Annotated in this window: 14 protein-coding genes and 1 pseudogene; 6 read left to right on the forward strand and 9 right to left on the reverse strand. The window is 39.8% G+C overall.

The window, feature by feature from the left end; translation table 11 throughout:
• Positions 1-9: 9 nt before the first annotated feature.
• The 3 genes from AC5JL8_RS33295 to AC5JL8_RS33305 all read right to left on the reverse strand — a co-directional run bounded on the left by AC5JL8_RS33295 (position 10) and on the right by AC5JL8_RS33305 (position 4,269).
• Positions 10-1,518, reverse strand: a complete 1,509-nt coding sequence (locus tag AC5JL8_RS33295) for an HlyD family secretion protein (protein ID WP_495883965.1) — start codon at positions 1,516-1,518, stop codon at positions 10-12.
• A 62-nt stretch (positions 1,519-1,580) separates the two neighbouring features.
• Complete coding sequence (locus AC5JL8_RS33300) at positions 1,581-3,773, reverse strand: peptidase domain-containing ABC transporter (RefSeq protein ID WP_495883966.1); 2,193 nt, start codon at positions 3,771-3,773, stop codon at positions 1,581-1,583.
• A gap of 145 nt (positions 3,774-3,918) precedes the next feature.
• Positions 3,919-4,269, reverse strand: coding sequence for a hypothetical protein (locus AC5JL8_RS33305; protein ID WP_495883967.1), 351 nt, complete (start codon positions 4,267-4,269; stop codon positions 3,919-3,921).
• Between the two features lie 177 nt (positions 4,270-4,446).
• On the opposite strand from AC5JL8_RS33305, the gene AC5JL8_RS33310 reads away from it, so the two are divergent.
• Positions 4,447-4,641 carry a hypothetical protein gene (locus AC5JL8_RS33310; RefSeq protein WP_495883968.1) on the forward strand — a complete coding sequence of 65 codons (195 nt, stop codon included), beginning with the start codon at positions 4,447-4,449 and terminating at the stop codon, positions 4,639-4,641.
• Positions 4,642-4,703: 62 nt separating this feature from the next.
• Here the strand turns inward: AC5JL8_RS33310 and AC5JL8_RS33315 are convergent, their stop codons facing one another.
• Positions 4,704-5,054: a hypothetical protein gene (locus tag AC5JL8_RS33315; RefSeq protein ID WP_495883969.1), complete on the reverse strand. Its 351-nt coding sequence runs from the start codon at positions 5,052-5,054 to the stop codon at positions 4,704-4,706.
• A gap of 317 nt (positions 5,055-5,371) precedes the next feature.
• On the opposite strand from AC5JL8_RS33315, the gene AC5JL8_RS33320 reads away from it, so the two are divergent.
• Entirely contained in the window at positions 5,372-7,678 is a 2,307-nt protein-coding gene (locus tag AC5JL8_RS33320) for a CHASE2 domain-containing protein (RefSeq protein ID WP_495883970.1), read from the forward strand.
• Between the two features lie 262 nt (positions 7,679-7,940).
• Positions 7,941-8,765 carry a DUF928 domain-containing protein gene (locus AC5JL8_RS33325; RefSeq protein WP_495883971.1) on the forward strand — a complete coding sequence of 275 codons (825 nt, stop codon included), beginning with the start codon at positions 7,941-7,943 and terminating at the stop codon, positions 8,763-8,765.
• Here AC5JL8_RS33325 and AC5JL8_RS33330 read toward each other — a convergent pair.
• Entirely contained in the window at positions 8,740-10,137 is a 1,398-nt protein-coding gene (locus tag AC5JL8_RS33330; protein WP_495883972.1) for a CHAT domain-containing protein, read from the reverse strand. The two genes, AC5JL8_RS33325 and AC5JL8_RS33330, sit on opposite strands and share 26 nt — an antisense overlap.
• A 122-nt stretch (positions 10,138-10,259) precedes the next feature.
• Here AC5JL8_RS33330 and AC5JL8_RS33335 point away from each other — a divergent pair.
• Positions 10,260-10,475: pseudogene (locus AC5JL8_RS33335) on the forward strand (DUF3370 family protein); the annotation flags it as partial.
• A 39-nt stretch (positions 10,476-10,514) separates the two neighbouring features.
• Here the strand turns inward: AC5JL8_RS33335 and AC5JL8_RS33340 are convergent.
• The 3 genes from AC5JL8_RS33340 to AC5JL8_RS33350 form a co-directional block, all read right to left on the reverse strand.
• Entirely contained in the window at positions 10,515-11,759 is a 1,245-nt protein-coding gene (locus AC5JL8_RS33340; protein WP_495883973.1) for a ParB N-terminal domain-containing protein, read from the reverse strand.
• 9 nt (positions 11,760-11,768) lie between these two features.
• Positions 11,769-12,449, reverse strand: coding sequence for a GIY-YIG nuclease family protein (locus tag AC5JL8_RS33345; RefSeq protein WP_495883974.1), 681 nt, complete (start codon positions 12,447-12,449; stop codon positions 11,769-11,771).
• A 79-nt stretch (positions 12,450-12,528) separates the two neighbouring features.
• Positions 12,529-14,127 (reverse strand): DGQHR domain-containing protein, encoded by a 1,599-nt coding sequence (locus AC5JL8_RS33350; protein ID WP_495883975.1) that lies wholly within the window; start codon positions 14,125-14,127, stop codon positions 12,529-12,531.
• 157 nt (positions 14,128-14,284) lie between these two features.
• Between AC5JL8_RS33350 and dndC the strand changes: the two genes are divergently transcribed.
• Entirely contained in the window at positions 14,285-15,943 is a 1,659-nt protein-coding gene (gene dndC, locus AC5JL8_RS33355) for a DNA phosphorothioation system sulfurtransferase DndC (protein WP_495883976.1), read from the forward strand.
• On the opposite strand, the gene AC5JL8_RS33360 is transcribed toward dndC, so the two are convergent.
• Entirely contained in the window at positions 15,940-16,182 is a 243-nt protein-coding gene (locus AC5JL8_RS33360) for a helix-turn-helix domain-containing protein (protein ID WP_495883977.1), read from the reverse strand. The genes dndC and AC5JL8_RS33360 overlap by 4 nt on opposite strands.
• A gap of 122 nt (positions 16,183-16,304) precedes the next feature.
• On the opposite strand from AC5JL8_RS33360, the gene AC5JL8_RS33365 reads away from it, so the two are divergent.
• Positions 16,305-16,526: a hypothetical protein gene (locus AC5JL8_RS33365; RefSeq protein ID WP_495883978.1), complete on the forward strand. Its 222-nt coding sequence runs from the start codon at positions 16,305-16,307 to the stop codon at positions 16,524-16,526.
• The last annotated feature ends 52 nt before the right edge of the window (positions 16,527-16,578 follow it).

A 16,578-nucleotide genomic window follows, 5' to 3' on the forward strand; every position in this document is an offset into this window, starting at 1 on the left:
GAATGGAAATCACAAATCTGCAATCAACCTGGCCTTGCGGAGAAAGAATTGCAGTACACTCTCTTCACGGGAAATAATATCAACTCTGCCATCCATACCCAATTGGATTTGGCATTTCTTTTGTCTGTAACCTAAAGAAAGAGTTTCTGGTTCAATTGTTACCTCATAGAAAGCACCAATAGCGGTTGCTTTTGGACTGGTGTTAGTTGTAGCTGTTCCATCCTGATTATTTTGACGGACAGTCGCATCTGGAGAAATCGCTTTCACTTTACCATTGAGAGTGCCGTAATCAGGGTAAGGACAAGCTCCCACTCGCATTTGCACTTTTTGACCGATTTTTACTTTACTTTTATCTTGAGATTCTATCGCTGCCTTCACGACCACAGGAGCGCTACTGGGGACAATTTGTACCACTTCTTCTCCTGGACGTACTGTTTGACCGGGGTTTCTGAGATTGAGCTTAGAAATAATACCATCAGCGGTAGCTTTAATAGTAGTTTCTTGAATTTCAATTTGTATTTGTTTAAGTTCCCTAGTGTCCCGCTGTAGCTGTTTTTGAATTTCAATTTGTTGGTTAATTAAAGCTTGACGTTCTTTTTCTAGGTTAGCTTTGTTAGCTTCCCCAGAGGCTTTTTCTTGAGCAATACGTTCAGTAGCGATTGTTACTTCTGCATTGCTGGGATTGAGAGCGACACGGATACCTTGTCGTCTGGCTATGGCAGCTTCTACTGCTTGTTTGAGACGTTCTACTGTTTGTTTTCGGGCTTCGACTGTTGCTTTTTGTGCCTGTACTGCTTGTTCTTGCTGTTTGACATTTAGTTGCGCTTCTTCAAATTGGTCTTTGGAAAGCGCTCCTTCTTTGGCTACAGCTTCATATCGGTTCCGCTTCGACATCGCTGCTCCTAATGTTGCCTCAGTAGCGCCTAAGTTTGATTGTGCCGCTTTAAACTCTGCTTCGCCTGTATGTAATTCTTCCAGGGCAATTTTGACGTTGGCATCAGCTTCCTGGAATTCCGTAACAGTAGTAACTTTTTTTTCTTGATAAGCGCGATCGCGGCCTACCAAATCAGCTTCAGCAGAAGCAATAGTACGGTTGATGCGATCGCTTTCTGCTCTAATTTGGCTATTGAGGGCATTAATCTGAGCGTTAATTTGCGCCAGTTGTAATTTAGCTTGCTGAATATTAGTTTGTAATTGGCTGTTTTTAGTTTGTAGGCGGGAATCGTCAATAGTGGCAATAATATCTCCTTTTTTAACAACTTGATTTTCTTTTTTGATGTAAATTTGCATTACTTGACCTTCTGTCGCCGCCTGCACTATTCGCAATTCTCCAGCAGGACGAACAACAGCTTGTCCTTTGACAGTTACTTTATATCTAGCGACAGCAGCAACTGGAATTGTTAGTATTAAAACAAAGAGAATAAATAACCCGCCAAAGGTTGTCCAACGACTAATTGGTGGAATAAATTCGTTTTCTTGAACTGAAGGTAAAAAATCTGGGTTAGTATTACTTAACATAAGTTAAATTCACAATTCAAAATTATTAGCATCTTGTGCAATTATCAATGAAATGAAAATGATTAATTATGAACTACTAAAGAAGAATTAAACCCATTATTGCTAGGAATAAACTCGTCAATAAAATCTAAATGCTCACCTTTAATTTGACGCAGTTCTTCTGGTGTACCTTGGATTTTTAAGCGTCCTTGTTCTAGCAATACAATCCAATCAGCCCGCTGGATAACTTTGGGACGGTGGCTAATCATAATTGTGGTTTTGCTCTGACGATGGGATAGTAATCTTTCTAATACTTCTGCTTCGCTCACTGGGTCAAGAGCGCCTGTAGATTCATCTAAAATTAGTATGGGTGGGTCTGTGACTATTGCTCTGGCTATAGCTAGTCTTTGCTTTTGCCCACCAGAAAGATTCGCGCCATACTCCCCTAAAACAGTTTGATATTTATCGGGTAACTGACTAATAAACTCATGAGCGCCAGTAATTTGGCAAGCTCGGACAATTTCTTCAAAACTAATATTGGGATAGCTAAAGTTAAAATTATCAATTATTGAACGACTCCAGAAGTGAGCTTCTTGCGGTACTAACACTACCTGCTGTCGCAGACATTCTAAAGAAAGGTCTTGTTGATTATAGAAGCTATACTGAATATTGCCTGATTGCACAGAATATAACCCAGCAATGAGTTTGGCAAGGGTGCTTTTACCACAGCCAGATTTACCAATAAGGGCAACTACTTTACCGCCAGGGATAGTCAGAGAAAAATCTTGCAATAGGTCAATTCTTCCCGAATGATGAAAGTTAAGTTGATTACAAATAATATCTGCATTACCTAATATTTTTGCCCAAGGCTTTTTAAAGTCATTTTCATCTTCGGGTGTGGCATCAATGACTTCTGTTAAGCGTTGGATGACAATTTGGGCAGCTATAAACTCATCGGCTAACCCAATTACCGAACTCAAAAAGCCGAGAAAGTTGCCACTCATGCCGTTAAATGCCAGCAATTGTCCAATTGATAAAGTGTGATTAATTACAAAGTAGCTACCTACCCAAAGTAGGGTAATAGTAGTCAGATGGGAAAGAACACCTGTGATAGTACTGCTGTAGAGTTCCAGTTTCATCATTCCCCAGCTGAGGTTAGCCAAGCGTCCATAATTCCGTTGATATTCTTGCCAAGCTTGGGGCGAAGCAGAGGTAGTTTTTAATACCTGAACCCCGCGAAATGTTTCTACAAGAAATCCTTGGTTTTCTGTGCCTAAGACAATGTGCTTACGGGTTTTTCGACGCAAGGCGGGGAAGAAAAACAGGTTAACAATGGTGACGATCACAAATGCTAAGATGCAAGCAATCGAAAGTTGCCAACTGTAGAACAGCATAAAGCCCAAGGACACCAAGGCGACAAAAAATTCGCTGGGTAAACCGAGGACAATTTGGTTAACTAGCTGATTAATATCATCTACATCAGCAATACGGCTAACTACTTCCCCACTGCGGCGACCTTCAAAGTAGGATAGAGGCAAGTGCAACAGTTTGCGCCCGTATTCCAGAATTAACCCAAATTGCAGTCGTTGACCAAAATGACCGATCAGGTGAGACTGCACCAAACCAATTACACTTTTAATTAAATTCATAATCATCACCCCAATCGCTACCGTCGTTAACAATTGGGTATCTCCCCTCACCAACACATCATCGGTGAGCAGTTGCATCATAAACGGTGAGGTAAGCGAAAGCAATCCAATCGCAAAATTGATTGCTATAGCCTGAATGATGAGTAAACGATAGGGCCAAACTCGCGCTACATAACGCCCGAAGCCAGCAATTTTATCTTCTGCTTGTTGATAAAAGCGGGTCTCATCTGGGATCAACAGGAGTATGACACCATTGCTCCAACCTTCCATTAACTCAGAGTACGTCAAATATCGCACACCAATAGCAGGGTCAGCAATCACAAAATTTTTCCCCTTTTTCCCGTATAAAATCACCCAGTGGTAGCCTTTCCAGTGGATGATGGCGGGTAGGGGCGCTTGATCTAAAGAGTCTATAAATTCAGAAGTAGCTTTGGCAATGCGGGTATTAAATCCCAAGGCTTCTGCACCTCGGCTCAAACCTAGTAGCGTGGTTCCCCGATACCCTGTGCCAACTGCTTCGCGTGTGCGGTTGAGGGCAAAAACCCGTCCGTAATGTTTAGAAACCGTGGCCAGACAAGCAGCGCCGCAGTCTTCTTCACTGTGTTGGAGAACAACCTGATATTTCATTTGTGCTAACTTTAATTAATAAAAAAGTAGGAGCAAAATTGGCCTCGCCCCTACCAAATAAGAGAAAAGAGTGTTAATCACCTAATCTTTTCTCTTGGAGTTTTTTGTGGATTCGAGTACACGGTATAAGATAGAAAAGAGCTAACTATACACGCCGAGCAGACTCGATGTTGTTGTTGAAGACACCTGAGAAGTTACCTGCGGTTCCTGCTATCAGACGGCGTCGGTTACCCGTGTAATTTTTACCTGTGTAGACAATCCAATCTCTCAGACCAGTCACCTCGTACCAAGATGCTTTATTATTAAAACCGGTGACACCAGGACGACTGCCTAAATTTCTGTCTGAGCTATTTAACCTTCTCCGAGCTGCTCTATTATTAAATCCGTCCGACAATAATAGAGCACCGCCAGAAACAGCAGCAGCAGATTCTTGGTCTAGGTTGCTTACACCAGGAATAGCAAAAGGGTCTTGAGATTGTTGGTTGATGTTAGACATTGCTTTTATCCTGAATTGACTTGTTGTGTTGGTGTGAAAGCTTTTTATTTGCTTCTGCCCCTAGTATGTTGTTTTTTTTGTTTCAAAAGTTGAGTCAAAATTAGGATTCAATAATTCATCTTTATTGAGGTAATTCAGGTTAATTCAGGTTAATTCAGGAGAACGAAAAACAAGGCTTTGCGTTCCCCTCCGGGGTTGCCTCCGGCATCGCACCTGCGGAATGTGGGTTATTGGTGCATAAGTCCTGGCTCTGAAAATGCGATCGCCAATTATTTGCAAATGCGCTGGTTCGTCTTAAAATTGCCAATCTGCGAAAAAGTAGGAGCGAAATTTGTCTCGCCCCTACCAACTCAGAGAAAAGAGCGTTATTGAGCTAATCTTTTCTCTTGGAGAGAACGGATTCGAGTACGCGGTATGAGATAGAAAAGAGCTGACTATGCAGGCCGAGCAGAAGAAACGGTGTTATTAAAGCTACCTGAGAGGTTACCTTTGCTTCCTGCTCTCAGACGGCGGCGGTCACCCGTGTAATTGAAACCTGTGTAGACAAACCAATCTCTGCTACCAGTCACTTGATACCAAGATGCTACATTGTTAAAGCCGCTGGCACGAGGAGGAGTCCCCAAATTACGGTCTCCGCCCAATAGTGTTCTCCGCGCTCCTGTACCATTAAATCCGGACGACAGTTGTAAAGCACCACCAGAAACAGCAGCAGCAGATTCTTGGTCTAGGTTGTTTACGCCAGGAATAGCAAAAAGGTCTTGAGATTGTTGGTTGATGTTAGACATTGTATTTACTCTAAATTGACTTGTTGTGTTAGGGTGAAAGCTTTTTGCTTGCTTTCTGTTCATAGTATGTTGTTTTTTTTGATTGAATAGTTGAGTCAAAATCAGGATTCAACAACTCATATTTATTGAGAAAATTGAGGTTAATTCAGGTTAATTGAGGAGGTAATAATAAATCATATTTTATCAGCTAAAAAATTATATTTATCCGAAAATATGTGTAAAATGTTGCATTTAAGATTCTTAAGTAAACAGATAATTCAGGTAAATGCATTTTAAATCGATACTGCATTTACACAGATTCAGCTAAAAAATTAATAATGGACGCAGAATATAACTCTCACTATCAATATCAAGCTGGAGGAAGCTTACCTCCTGATGCTCCTACCTACGTTGTGCGCCAAGCAGACCATGAACTTTATAATGCTTTGTTAATAGGAGAATATTGCTATGTTCTCAATTCCCGGCAGATGGGTAAGTCTAGCTTACGAATACAGACAATGTATAAGCTACAAGCCCAAGGTATTGCTTGTGCAGAAATTGAATTAAGTGGGATTGGTAGCCAAGAAATTACCCCGCAGCAATGGTATGGCGGTATTATTCAAGAATTAATCAGTGGTTTTGAGTTGCGAGTAAAACGGCGGAGTTGGTTAAGCGAACAAGATGATTTATCTCCTGTACAACGCTTGGGAAAGTTTATCGAGACAGTTTTATTGACGCAAATTAGTGAAAACATCGTCATATTTATTGATGAAATTGATAGTGTCCTGAGCTTAAAGTTTCCAACGGATGAGTTTTTTGCTCTTGTCCGCAACTTCTATGACAAACGCGCAACTAAACTAGAATATAGAAGACTTTCTTTTGCATTGTTGGGTGTAGCAACGCCTTCAGATTTAATTCAAGACGACAATTCTGCTCCCTTTAATATTGGTCGAGCAATTGAACTAAAGGGGTTTCAATTACACGAAAGTGATGCTTTAGTACAAGGACTAGCTGTGAAAGCCAATAACCCCCAAGCAGTATTAAAAGAAGTATTGCATTGGACGGGGGGACAACCTTTTCTAACTCAGAAACTTTGTTGGTTAGTCCAAAATTGTGAAGCTGCTATTCCCGCTGGGGGTGAACAATCGTGGGTTAAGCAGCTAGTACAGCAATACATCCTAGAAGATTGGGAATCGCAAGACGAGCCTGAGCATTTGCGGACAATCCGCGATCGCATTTTTAGAAATGCTCACGGGCATAAGCGATTGCTCAAACTATATCAACAAATTCTTCGTCATGGGAAAATAGCTGCTAAAAACTCTCAAGAACATTTGGAATTGCGTTTATCTGGGTTAGTAACTCAGCAAAAAGGCGATTTAGTTGTCAAAAACCGTATTTACGAAACTGTTTTTAATCGCAATTGGGTTCAGCAACATCTCAATCATCCCCAAGAAAGAGCTGTTTCACTCTCACCTTGGGCTGTCATGTTCATAAATGTGGCTTGCTTTAGCTTGGTAATAACTCTGCGTTCCCTTGGTTTATTGCAAGCATGGGAACTGGGTGCTTTTGATAAAATACTGCGACTACGACCGAGCGAGAGTTTAGATAAGAGACTTTTATTAGTCACTATCACCGAACAGGATGTGCAATCGCAACCCGCTTTGGAAAGAGGAGCCGCCTCTTTATCTGACCGTTCTTTAGCTCAATTATTAACAAAATTGGAGCAATATGGAGCGCGAGCCATTGGTTTAGATATTTATCGTGAACTCCCTGTAAAAGCAGGCTATGAGGACTTAGCCAACAGAATGCGAAATAGCGATCGCTTCTTTGTCATTTGTAAATATAGTTTTGATAGTGTTGGCGTTCCACCTCCTCCAGAAGTACCTCAACAGCGTCAAGGATTTAACAACATTTTGCCAGACCCCGATGAAGTGATTCGTCGCCAGTTGTTGGCTGTTGATCAAGCTTCTCCTTGTCAAAATAAATACGCCTTTAATTGGCAGTTAGCAACTTATTACTTAGCCGCTCAAGGAATTCAAGTTGAATTTACACTAAATAATTACTTAAAACTAGGTAATACTATATTCAAAACATTAGAAAAAAATACAGGTGGCTACCACCATATTAATTCTAGGGGGCATCAAATATTAATTAATTACCGTAACACTGCGGAGATTGCCGAGAAACTCACCATGCAACAAGTTCTAAACAATCAATTTAATCCCGATTTAATCAAGAATCGAATTGTGATTATTGGTACTACCGCTGCGAGTTTTAATGATCATCGGCGGCGCACTCCCTATAGTAGCGGTCAGTGGTCAGTGCGGACAATCAGTGGTGTAGAAATTCAAGCACAGATGGTGAGCCAAATCCTTAGTGCAGTGCAGGATAATCGGCCTTTGATTTGGTCTTTATCAGAACTTGGTGAGGTCATTTGGATTTTGTGCTGGTCTTTGGTGGGAGGTGTGTTGATTTGGCGATCGCCTCTGAATATTGTACTTAATGTCAGTATTGCTTTAGGTATATTATCTGGTAGTTGTTGGGTTTTAATGGTAGTCAAGGCAGCTTGGTTACCTTTAGTTCCTTCAGCCTTAGTATTGGTTGCGATCGCGGTAACTTTGACTATTTATAGTTGCAGAAAATAATTCTACCAGTTGAAAAAAAAGGGCGTTGCTGAATCCGGCTGAGAGGCTTAGATCCCCAACTTCTTAAAGAAGTCGGGGATCTTGTTATTCACGAATGATTTAGGACTGCTATAGCCACTTCTTCTATACATTACAGGGAATTTCTAACAAAATTCAGAAATTGGTAGTTGGCGATTAGTAGTCATCTAATGAGTAAATATGAGATTTTCCTTGTGACATCTCCACAGATGAGCATCAAAGAAACATTTGGAGGAAAGCACAGATGAAGTTAACCCAGGAAAAGCTTCCAAGATTTTCACTTACAAAAACATTCATTATAAATTTAAGCCTTACTGCTTCGATTGCTTCCCCTACACTTGCTAACACACAATCAACTAATTCTGCCAATTACACTCTAGAAATCAAACAAATTCCCTTAATTTCAATACAAAAAGACCCTCCAGGTAGAGGAACTCCTCCTAGCCAAGAAGGGACTGGAAGTCGAGGCGATTGTTTGTACAAGCAAGATAAACCGCCGCTGACTCGCTTAGTAGGTGGTTTGCATTCAAAATTAACTGTAAATCAGCACCCAACTATGTGGGTTTATATTCCCTATACCCACCAAGAAGCACCGTCAGGAAAATTTTCCTTACAGGATGAAAATAATGAAATATATAAAACTAGTTTTCAGTTACCCGATAGACCAGGAATTATGAGTATTAGTTTACCATCAACAGTTGACGCTTTAGAACCTGGGAAAAGATATCGTTGGTATCTAGATATCACTTGTCCTAATACAAGCAATTCTCAGGTGTCACCAAGCCGCACTTCACTCACAGGAATTGTAGAAATAGTAACGCCGTCTTCCGCACTAGAAAACGAGTTAAAATCGGCTGTAAATGGTTTAGAGCGTATTAAAATTTACATTAAATACGGCATCTGGATTGATGCTTTGACTGAATTAGCTCAACTCAGACTTAATCAACCCCAAAATTCTACTTTCCAAAAAATCTGGGTTGAATTATTAACCCAACCCCAAATTGGTTTAGCAAACGTTGCCAAAGAGCCAATAATTGCAAATTTTACAGCCAGTTACCTACTAAAATAAAAGGCCCCCAATGATATGGACGATTATAGTCCGTATCAGAATAATTCTTGAGAAAAGCAAGCTGAGTATTTCGTAGAGCTTCTGCCTTTGTTATTTTTGGCTTTTTTAGTTGTTGGTAAAACCGAATCATAAATTCCGTTGTCGAAGCATCATTAACTTGCCAAAGGGTAGCTAAGGTACTACTTGCTCCGGCGCGAAGTGCTACTCCTGCTAAACCCAAAACGGCTCGGCGGTCTCCAATTGCTGTTTCGCAAGCACTGAGAACTAACAATTCCACAGAGCTAGCTCTTGTTAAGTCTTTCATCTTTAATAAAGTATCCAAATCTTTAACTCGGATACGTTTATTCCAATCTAGGATGTAAGTTTGTTCTGGATTAGAACTAAATTTGCCGTGAGTGGCAATATGAACTACATTAAATGTGTCTGAATTTATCCATTTTTGTAAATTTTCTTGGAGAAAATTTTCATTTTCCAGCTTTTTAAAACTGTCTACTACTTTACTTACTTCTAATAATTCTACTTCTACATTTTCTAACGGAGCCAAACGTTCTTTGGCAAAACTGGGAGCATTACTTGCGCCAGCAAGTAACACATTTAACTTTTCTTTGAATAAAGGTTTGGGAGATAATAATTGCAAAGTAGGAGTAACACCAATAGCATACCTTTCTACCAGATATTTTTGCCCATCATATAGAACTGACATCGGCAGATTTTGTAAACAACCGTCAAGTACAAACACCAAAGTTTTGATTTGGCTTTTATCTCTATGTTTTTCCGTTTCTAGTTCGGCTGCAAAGGGTTTAATTAACCAATCATAAAATTGTTGAGATGCCGTTTTAATTTCTTTAGGAAGAGTACTACGTGTTCTCATTAGTTCTCGCAGATTGATCACAGCTTCATCAATTTGGCTTACAGATACATTCTTATTTGTGTAGCAATGTATATTATCACTTCCAAGGAATTTGACAATAACTTCCAAATAGCCTTGTAAAATAATTGGATAGACAACCGCTACACTAGAATCCAAATTGTCAATATTTATTAGTTCTGGTCTAGGGCAACTTTGCGAAACTTTACCTTTTTCTTCTTGTCTGTGCAAATTCATGATATTTTCTGTTAAATTCACATGAGCATAGACAGCAGCGCAGCTAGTGGGCAGTTGTTTTAACAATTCAGAAATCCTCGACAACAAAGTTTGAGCATATGCAAATTGGTTATTTTGCAACAACAGTTTTAATTGATTTAACTGTGCTTGAATCTTGCTAATCGCTAAAACAGGTTGCTGTGCGTTTACTTGAGGCAGGAATTGCAAGCCAAGACTGAAAATCAGTCCTAAAGCCGCAACCAATATTAATTTAACAAAAGGCTTCATTACACTACATTTATAAATAAGTTAGGGTAAGAAAACAGTAAATGAAGCAAGCATAAACTTTAACTACGAGATGTTTCATCAAGCTTGAGACGTGAAATTGCTAAATGATTAAAAATCCTCATCTATTTTTCCGCGGTACAGTGAGGGTGCGTTATACCGATGATAATGGTGGAGAAAAAACGCGCTATGTGTATTTGGTACAACGGCGGAGACAAACGGGTGAACCGTTGGTAACGCTGAGAATGCCAGGGGGAGAGAACCGACAAGTACAAGTAGATTTTTTGTATCCTCCAGATTCTACGCCACCGCAGGTTGTGACGGTGAGGACGGAGGGATGATTTCGCGTAAAGGCGCAGAGAGAAGGCGCAAAAGTTTTTTTAGGTGTGAGACGATAACTCGAAAAAGTTAAATGTGAAAAAAGTGGCTTTCAGTAGCCAAGGACGAAAGTTAACTTTAAAACCTTCTATTGCAGAGGCAAGGTAATTTTCTGGTATTCGAGCAAATGGTGTATCAGGATTTCCATCTTCGTCACAATAGTCTTCTATGTAATATTCTTCAAGAGTACGTCCCTCATACTGAACTTTTTCTTCACCTGTGCCAAGAGCAGAGTCAATACTTTCGATAAAATCTAGTACGTGCTTTTTTTCCATTGGATCTCGTGGCGGTTTTAGCTCCAGTGCTGCTGAAATCAGGAAATCTAAATGAACTAGTGAATTTAAGTAGTAGGAGCTATCAAATCGGTATGAATCGTCTTGCCACCGTACTAAAGAAAGAGGAAGTTTATCTTTCGCATCTTCCCCCGTACTCTCCGTTAATAAAGTTCTAACGCATTGGGCGCTAATGCTTTTATCATCAAGAATAAGCTCTCTAGCCTTATCTACAGTCTTAGCATTCTTATTCAAATCAGTGAATAATTCACGAGCGATTCCCCGAATTGAATAATCAGAAGCACTTTGAAGATTCTTGAAGCCCGCACTGGGATGAAGCAAGATAAATAAAATTGGTATTTTTGTTTGTTGCTCAATTGGGCGAAGAGTACCACCTCGAAACCTTGGATCTTCACGAAAGGTACGGAGCGCCCAAAGACGATGTTGCCCATCTACAGCCACTGCTAGTACTCTATCTTCATCCCAACGCAACCGAGCAGAGACTCCAGTAGAAAGATATTGAATACCCCCGAAGTTCGCAACCTCACTTTGAAAATGTTTCCATTGTTCGTCGTCGGGATCAGTACCATCCCAAGGTATGGGAGGAGAAGCTACGTTTGTAGTCTCATCAAAAGTATCCTGAATATTGCCATTACCGTCCTTTGGCATTAATACAATAGTAATTGCATTAAAAAACTTCAGCTTATTTGGATCTAAAAGATAACCTTTAACTATGTCATCTTCTACTCTCTTTTCATCAATTTCTCGTTGAAAAAGCTCTTTAAGAGACCATTTCGTATCTAATGAAGCGGGTATTTGTTCAGCTATCTTTAACTCATCAATAGCTCTGTTAACTTCAACCAGTGAAAGAACATAGGGAAGTGCTATACCTTCAGATAAAGTATAAATACCAGTTAAACCATAGAGAGGTTTATTGAATCTTGATTTCCCTTCATTATTTAAAAATATCAACATAATATTGTGTTAACCATACCTAAGAGTAAATGCCGGAAGAAATAGTCTAGATAATAAATCTTCAACTAGTTTGTCTGAAGCAGTTTCAGGGTATTCGCACTCTTCATCCAATTGATTATCTAAGTTGTTGTCTTCATTGATATCATCTGAAACCGTACTTGAATTAATATATGAAGTGTGAATAATTAAAAGCCTACATCGATTAATTTTGTGTCCAGCAGCAGCTAAGCGTTCACGTAAAATGCTCCCCTCACTAAGATGACTACGAATGCGAGAATATAAATTATTTGTTTTTCCTATGTATAGCGGCTGCTGAAATATCAGTGAATTGCTTAGAAGCATAAAGAGCAGTTCCCGAAAGGAAGAATCAGTCGCTAACTCTTTAAGCAAAAGCTCTTTTGAAAATGAATTATCTGGTTGTAGTTTTATCTTGTGTATTGGCGGAAGTCTTGTTTCTCTTGAAGCCGAATGATCCTTATAAAGTTCTTTAAGAATATAGTTAACAAATAGGTCAGGATCATTCATAGCATTGGTATCAATCTCAAAGCGACGATACCAAGCATACACACCACCAATATTATTTGGGATGCGACTTAGAACAGAAACATTTCCACGCATCTGCGCTAAATCGTACAACACAGCATTTTCACTCAGCTGATGCACAGCATTATTGCCGTGTAACCATGCCACAGATAAGGCTCCCTTTATACAATTAAAGTATCAGGGTAGCATAAGAATTTTATAGATGGAGAAAATTAAAGTATTTTCATTAGAGAATAAGTGGAAGTCCTACCTCCTTTGGTTCAACCAACTCGCCATCAAAACCAATTGTTTTATTTTCTACAGTCCTAGCATTAGCCAAAGCCTTACGAAGTTCAGCACGTTCCATTGAATCCTGAATTCCACCTAGAATATAAATTAATAACTTTGCAGCCAATTCTTTTCCCGAAACCTGCACTCGCTTTTTATTAGGGTCATACAAAACCCCATACCAGAGAGACTGGGGATATTCCATACCAGTAAAACCCCCTTGCTGGTCAAACTTTCGTAATTTCTTAAAAATAGTGGTTAAAGAAAAACCTTTTTTAAAAACTAAAAATCCCAAAGCTTGTGCTAAAGCAACTTGCGCCACAGGGCGGAAAAGCATATTTCCCTCACCACCACCTTTTTCAAAGCTAAACCTTCTTAAAATCGGCGTATCTTCGTGTTCCAGAATCTTATAACTAGGTAAGCTTGCCAAATTATTAAAAAGTTTGGTGAATTCTTCTATTCCCTGTTCAATTTCCTCATCTTCTGGACGCATAGGAATTAATCCTTTCTCAAAAGGTTTCCACTGCGGAAACTTGTGGCCCAAGTATCTTTCTGACATATCTTGCAACGCTTGCAAAGTTGTCAAAACTGTAGAATTTGCCGCTACCGTTGCACTATTCCAATTAACGCGGGGATTTCGATTTGGTTTTTGTTCTAAAAGTGGGTGAGTAACCGCTATTTTTCTTGCCACAATTGCAAAACCATCATCTTCATTTAATTGTGCTAACTGACCTTTAGTTAAAGGTGCAGCCATTAAGTTAACATGAACAAAAACTGACCTCACCCTCCGCCTTGCTTCGGTGCGAGTCTCCCCAGCATTAACAGCACAAATAAATTCAATACCAATTTTTTCTTTAGGTAAGCTTTGTAAATAAACAGGATCTACTTGATACTGCTCTAACAAATCTGAAACTGTGATAAAACTATCATCAGCTGTTTTATCCTTTTTATATCGCTGGAGTTTGCCAGTTTTAATTAACTCTATCAACCCTTGCACTCCCATTAATCGGTGTTGACCATCCAGTGCATAGATGGTCACATTCTCTTCAGAAACATTGAGTAAGCCGACCTTACCATCTTTATCTAGGGGTGTAAAATCAGTAGTAGACTTTCTCGCACGTCCCTCACCATCCCATTCAGCAGCTTTAGGGTGATCCACCCAAGGCTGATTAATTACTACTAGGACTGGGGGAAATTTGTGGTTTTGTCTCGCAGCCAAATACTGAACTAGCGGTGCTTGACGTGACCAGTCAAGGGGACGCTGTTGAATTTCGTCAATACTATCCGCGTCAATTTCGATATTATCTGTCTCTGGATTGTACTTTTTTTGCAGAAGAGGTAAACCAGAAGCGAAGTGAACTCGACCCGCAAACCATTCTAGAGTAACAGAGCCAATATAAGCTTCTGTACCTCCCATTTCGGTTTTTTGAACAATAATTTGGTCTTTTTTCTCTAAAAACTTCTCTAAAAGTAACGCTAGTACTTCTTTTTCTTTTTTTTCTCGTTCTAGGTACTCTCTAGCAATATCAGCAGTGGGGTCAGATACAATGTCACTCATATGAATTTTTAAAAACTTAGTCTTGTAATATAGCTATATTGTTCAAAAAGTTAGATACTAGTTAATCAGTTTTTAAAAACTATTTGGGAACCCGCGCATTCCATACGCTGGGGTAGAAAAAAAGCGGTAACGCCCAAATGTCCAGAGGTAGGAAGCAATGACTGAAGCACAACAACCAGAAAATAAAGGCCAGCAGACACGTACTGTAGCAGAGTTAGTAGAAGATATCCAAGCTCTTACCACTGAAATTCAAGAATTGTATTGTTTAGATGCGATACCTTGGATTATAGGCGTGTCTTGGGGTAAAGATTCTAGTGCAGTTTTGCAGCTTGTTTGGAATGCGATCGCGGCTCTCCCTCCAGAAAAAAGAACTAAAACTATTCATGTTATTACAACAGACACTAAGGTAGAGAATCCAGTTGTTTCTGCTTGGGTTCGTCAATCGATGAAGCAGTTGGAATCTGCTGCAAAAGAAAAAGGAATGCCGATTGAGCCACATCTGCTGCAACCAGTAATTGAAGACACATTTTGGGTCAATCTTATTGGTAAAGGCTATCCAGCACCTCGTAACCAGTTCCGCTGGTGTACACCACGTTTGAAGATCAATCCTGCCAATCAGTTCATCCGTCAAATAGTTAGAGCTAATGGCGAAACAATTCTTGTCTTAGGTACTCGTAAAGCAGAAAGTGCTAAACGTGCTGCCACTATGAAGAAGCATCAAGCAGGTAGAGTACGGGATAGACTTAGCCCTAACGCTAGTCTGCCTAATTCTTTAATTTATACTCCTATTGAGGATTGGAGTAATAATGAAGTTTGGATTTATCTGAATCAGAGTAATAATCCGTGGGGAAAAAGTAATAAAGAATTATTCAGTCTGTATCGAGGTGCAACAGCAGACAACGAATGTCCCCTAGTTATTGATACCTCAACTCCCAGTTGTGGTGATTCACGATTTGGCTGCTGGGTTTGTACACTAGTTAATCAAGATAAATCTATGCAGGCGATGATCCAGAATGATGAAGAAAAACAATGGATGCAGCCTTTATTAGATATCCGTAATGAATTAGATGCTGAAGATGATAGAGACAAAAGAGACTTCCGAAGGCTTCGTCGAGGAGAAGTCCAATTATTTGAACGCAATAAAGATGGAAAAGTCTCTGTTGAACCAATACCAGGGCCATATACAAAATACTGGCGTGAACATTGGTTAAAACGAGTTTTAGAAGCACAAACAAAAATCCGTCAAACAGCACCGGAAAATATGCGCGACATTACTCTTATCTCCCTAGAAGAACTGAGTGAAATTCGCCGTATTTGGTTAGAAGAAAAACACGAGTTTGACGATAGCTTACCCCGCATTTATCAAGAAGTCACAGGTGAAGAATTTAAAGATCCGCGTCCAGGTGCAGATTTTAGCTTATTAGGCAGCGATGAATGGGCTGTGTTAGAAGAAGTCTGTGCAGATGATGAGATGCACTTGGAACTGATAGCAAAACTTTTAGACACAGAACGCCAATTTCGGAAAATGTCGCGTCGTATAGGAATTTACGAAAGCTTAGAGCAATGCTTTATTACCAGTTCTCGTTCTAAAGATGAAGCAGTGAAAAATGCTCGTCTAACACGAGATTTGAAAACAGCAGTTGAACAAGGTGATATTGAGAAAGTTAAGCAGCTAACTTTCGCAGATTTTGCCGCACCAGAGGAACAAGCAAGTATAGCCGATACACGAATTGATACAACAAATACTACCAAATCTGCTGACAATGCACAGACTTGGGCAAATGTGAAATTTAAAAAGAAACAGACAAAGGCTTAAACTTGCTGGTCATCATTAGCATCTCCTAAGTACAGCCTTATAAACTCTTCTGCTGCGGCTGGATTAATTCTTTTGAGTGCATCACGAATTTCTAACAGCGTATCAGCAACAGGATCTCTAATTTCATTCACCCAACGGTGAACATTTGGCCGTCCTGTTCCCATTGCCACTGCTAATTTGTTTTGGCTGATGCCGTAGAGTTCTAACACCTGTTTCAGTGCTTTACCTGCTTTTCCCATGCCTTTGATTGTGTCAAAGGCTTCTAACAGAGTAAATGTTACCGATCGGTAACTACAAGGTGTAAGATAGTTTAGTTACCTATCGGCAACAAAACAGCTTACTAACAAACAGGTAAATTTCAATGATTAAAAGCTTTGTGGCAGAGACTTTTCAAACCACCGCGCCGCTTGTTTCCACCAAAGATTCTACAGAAACAATGCCGGATAGAGAGTCTGTAAAAGTAGTAATTTATGGTTCTAAAAGAGGTATTAACAACACAATTCTGACTTTATACAAACTTGGTTTCGCCCAAGTTAACGAATGGAGTCCTTTATTACCTAGTTCTATCCCTGTGAAGTCATGAGTATTTTAACTAGGCACATTCTGACAAACTGACTAGACTTCAACTAATGAAA

Source organism: Mojavia sp. (assembly GCF_059505145.1).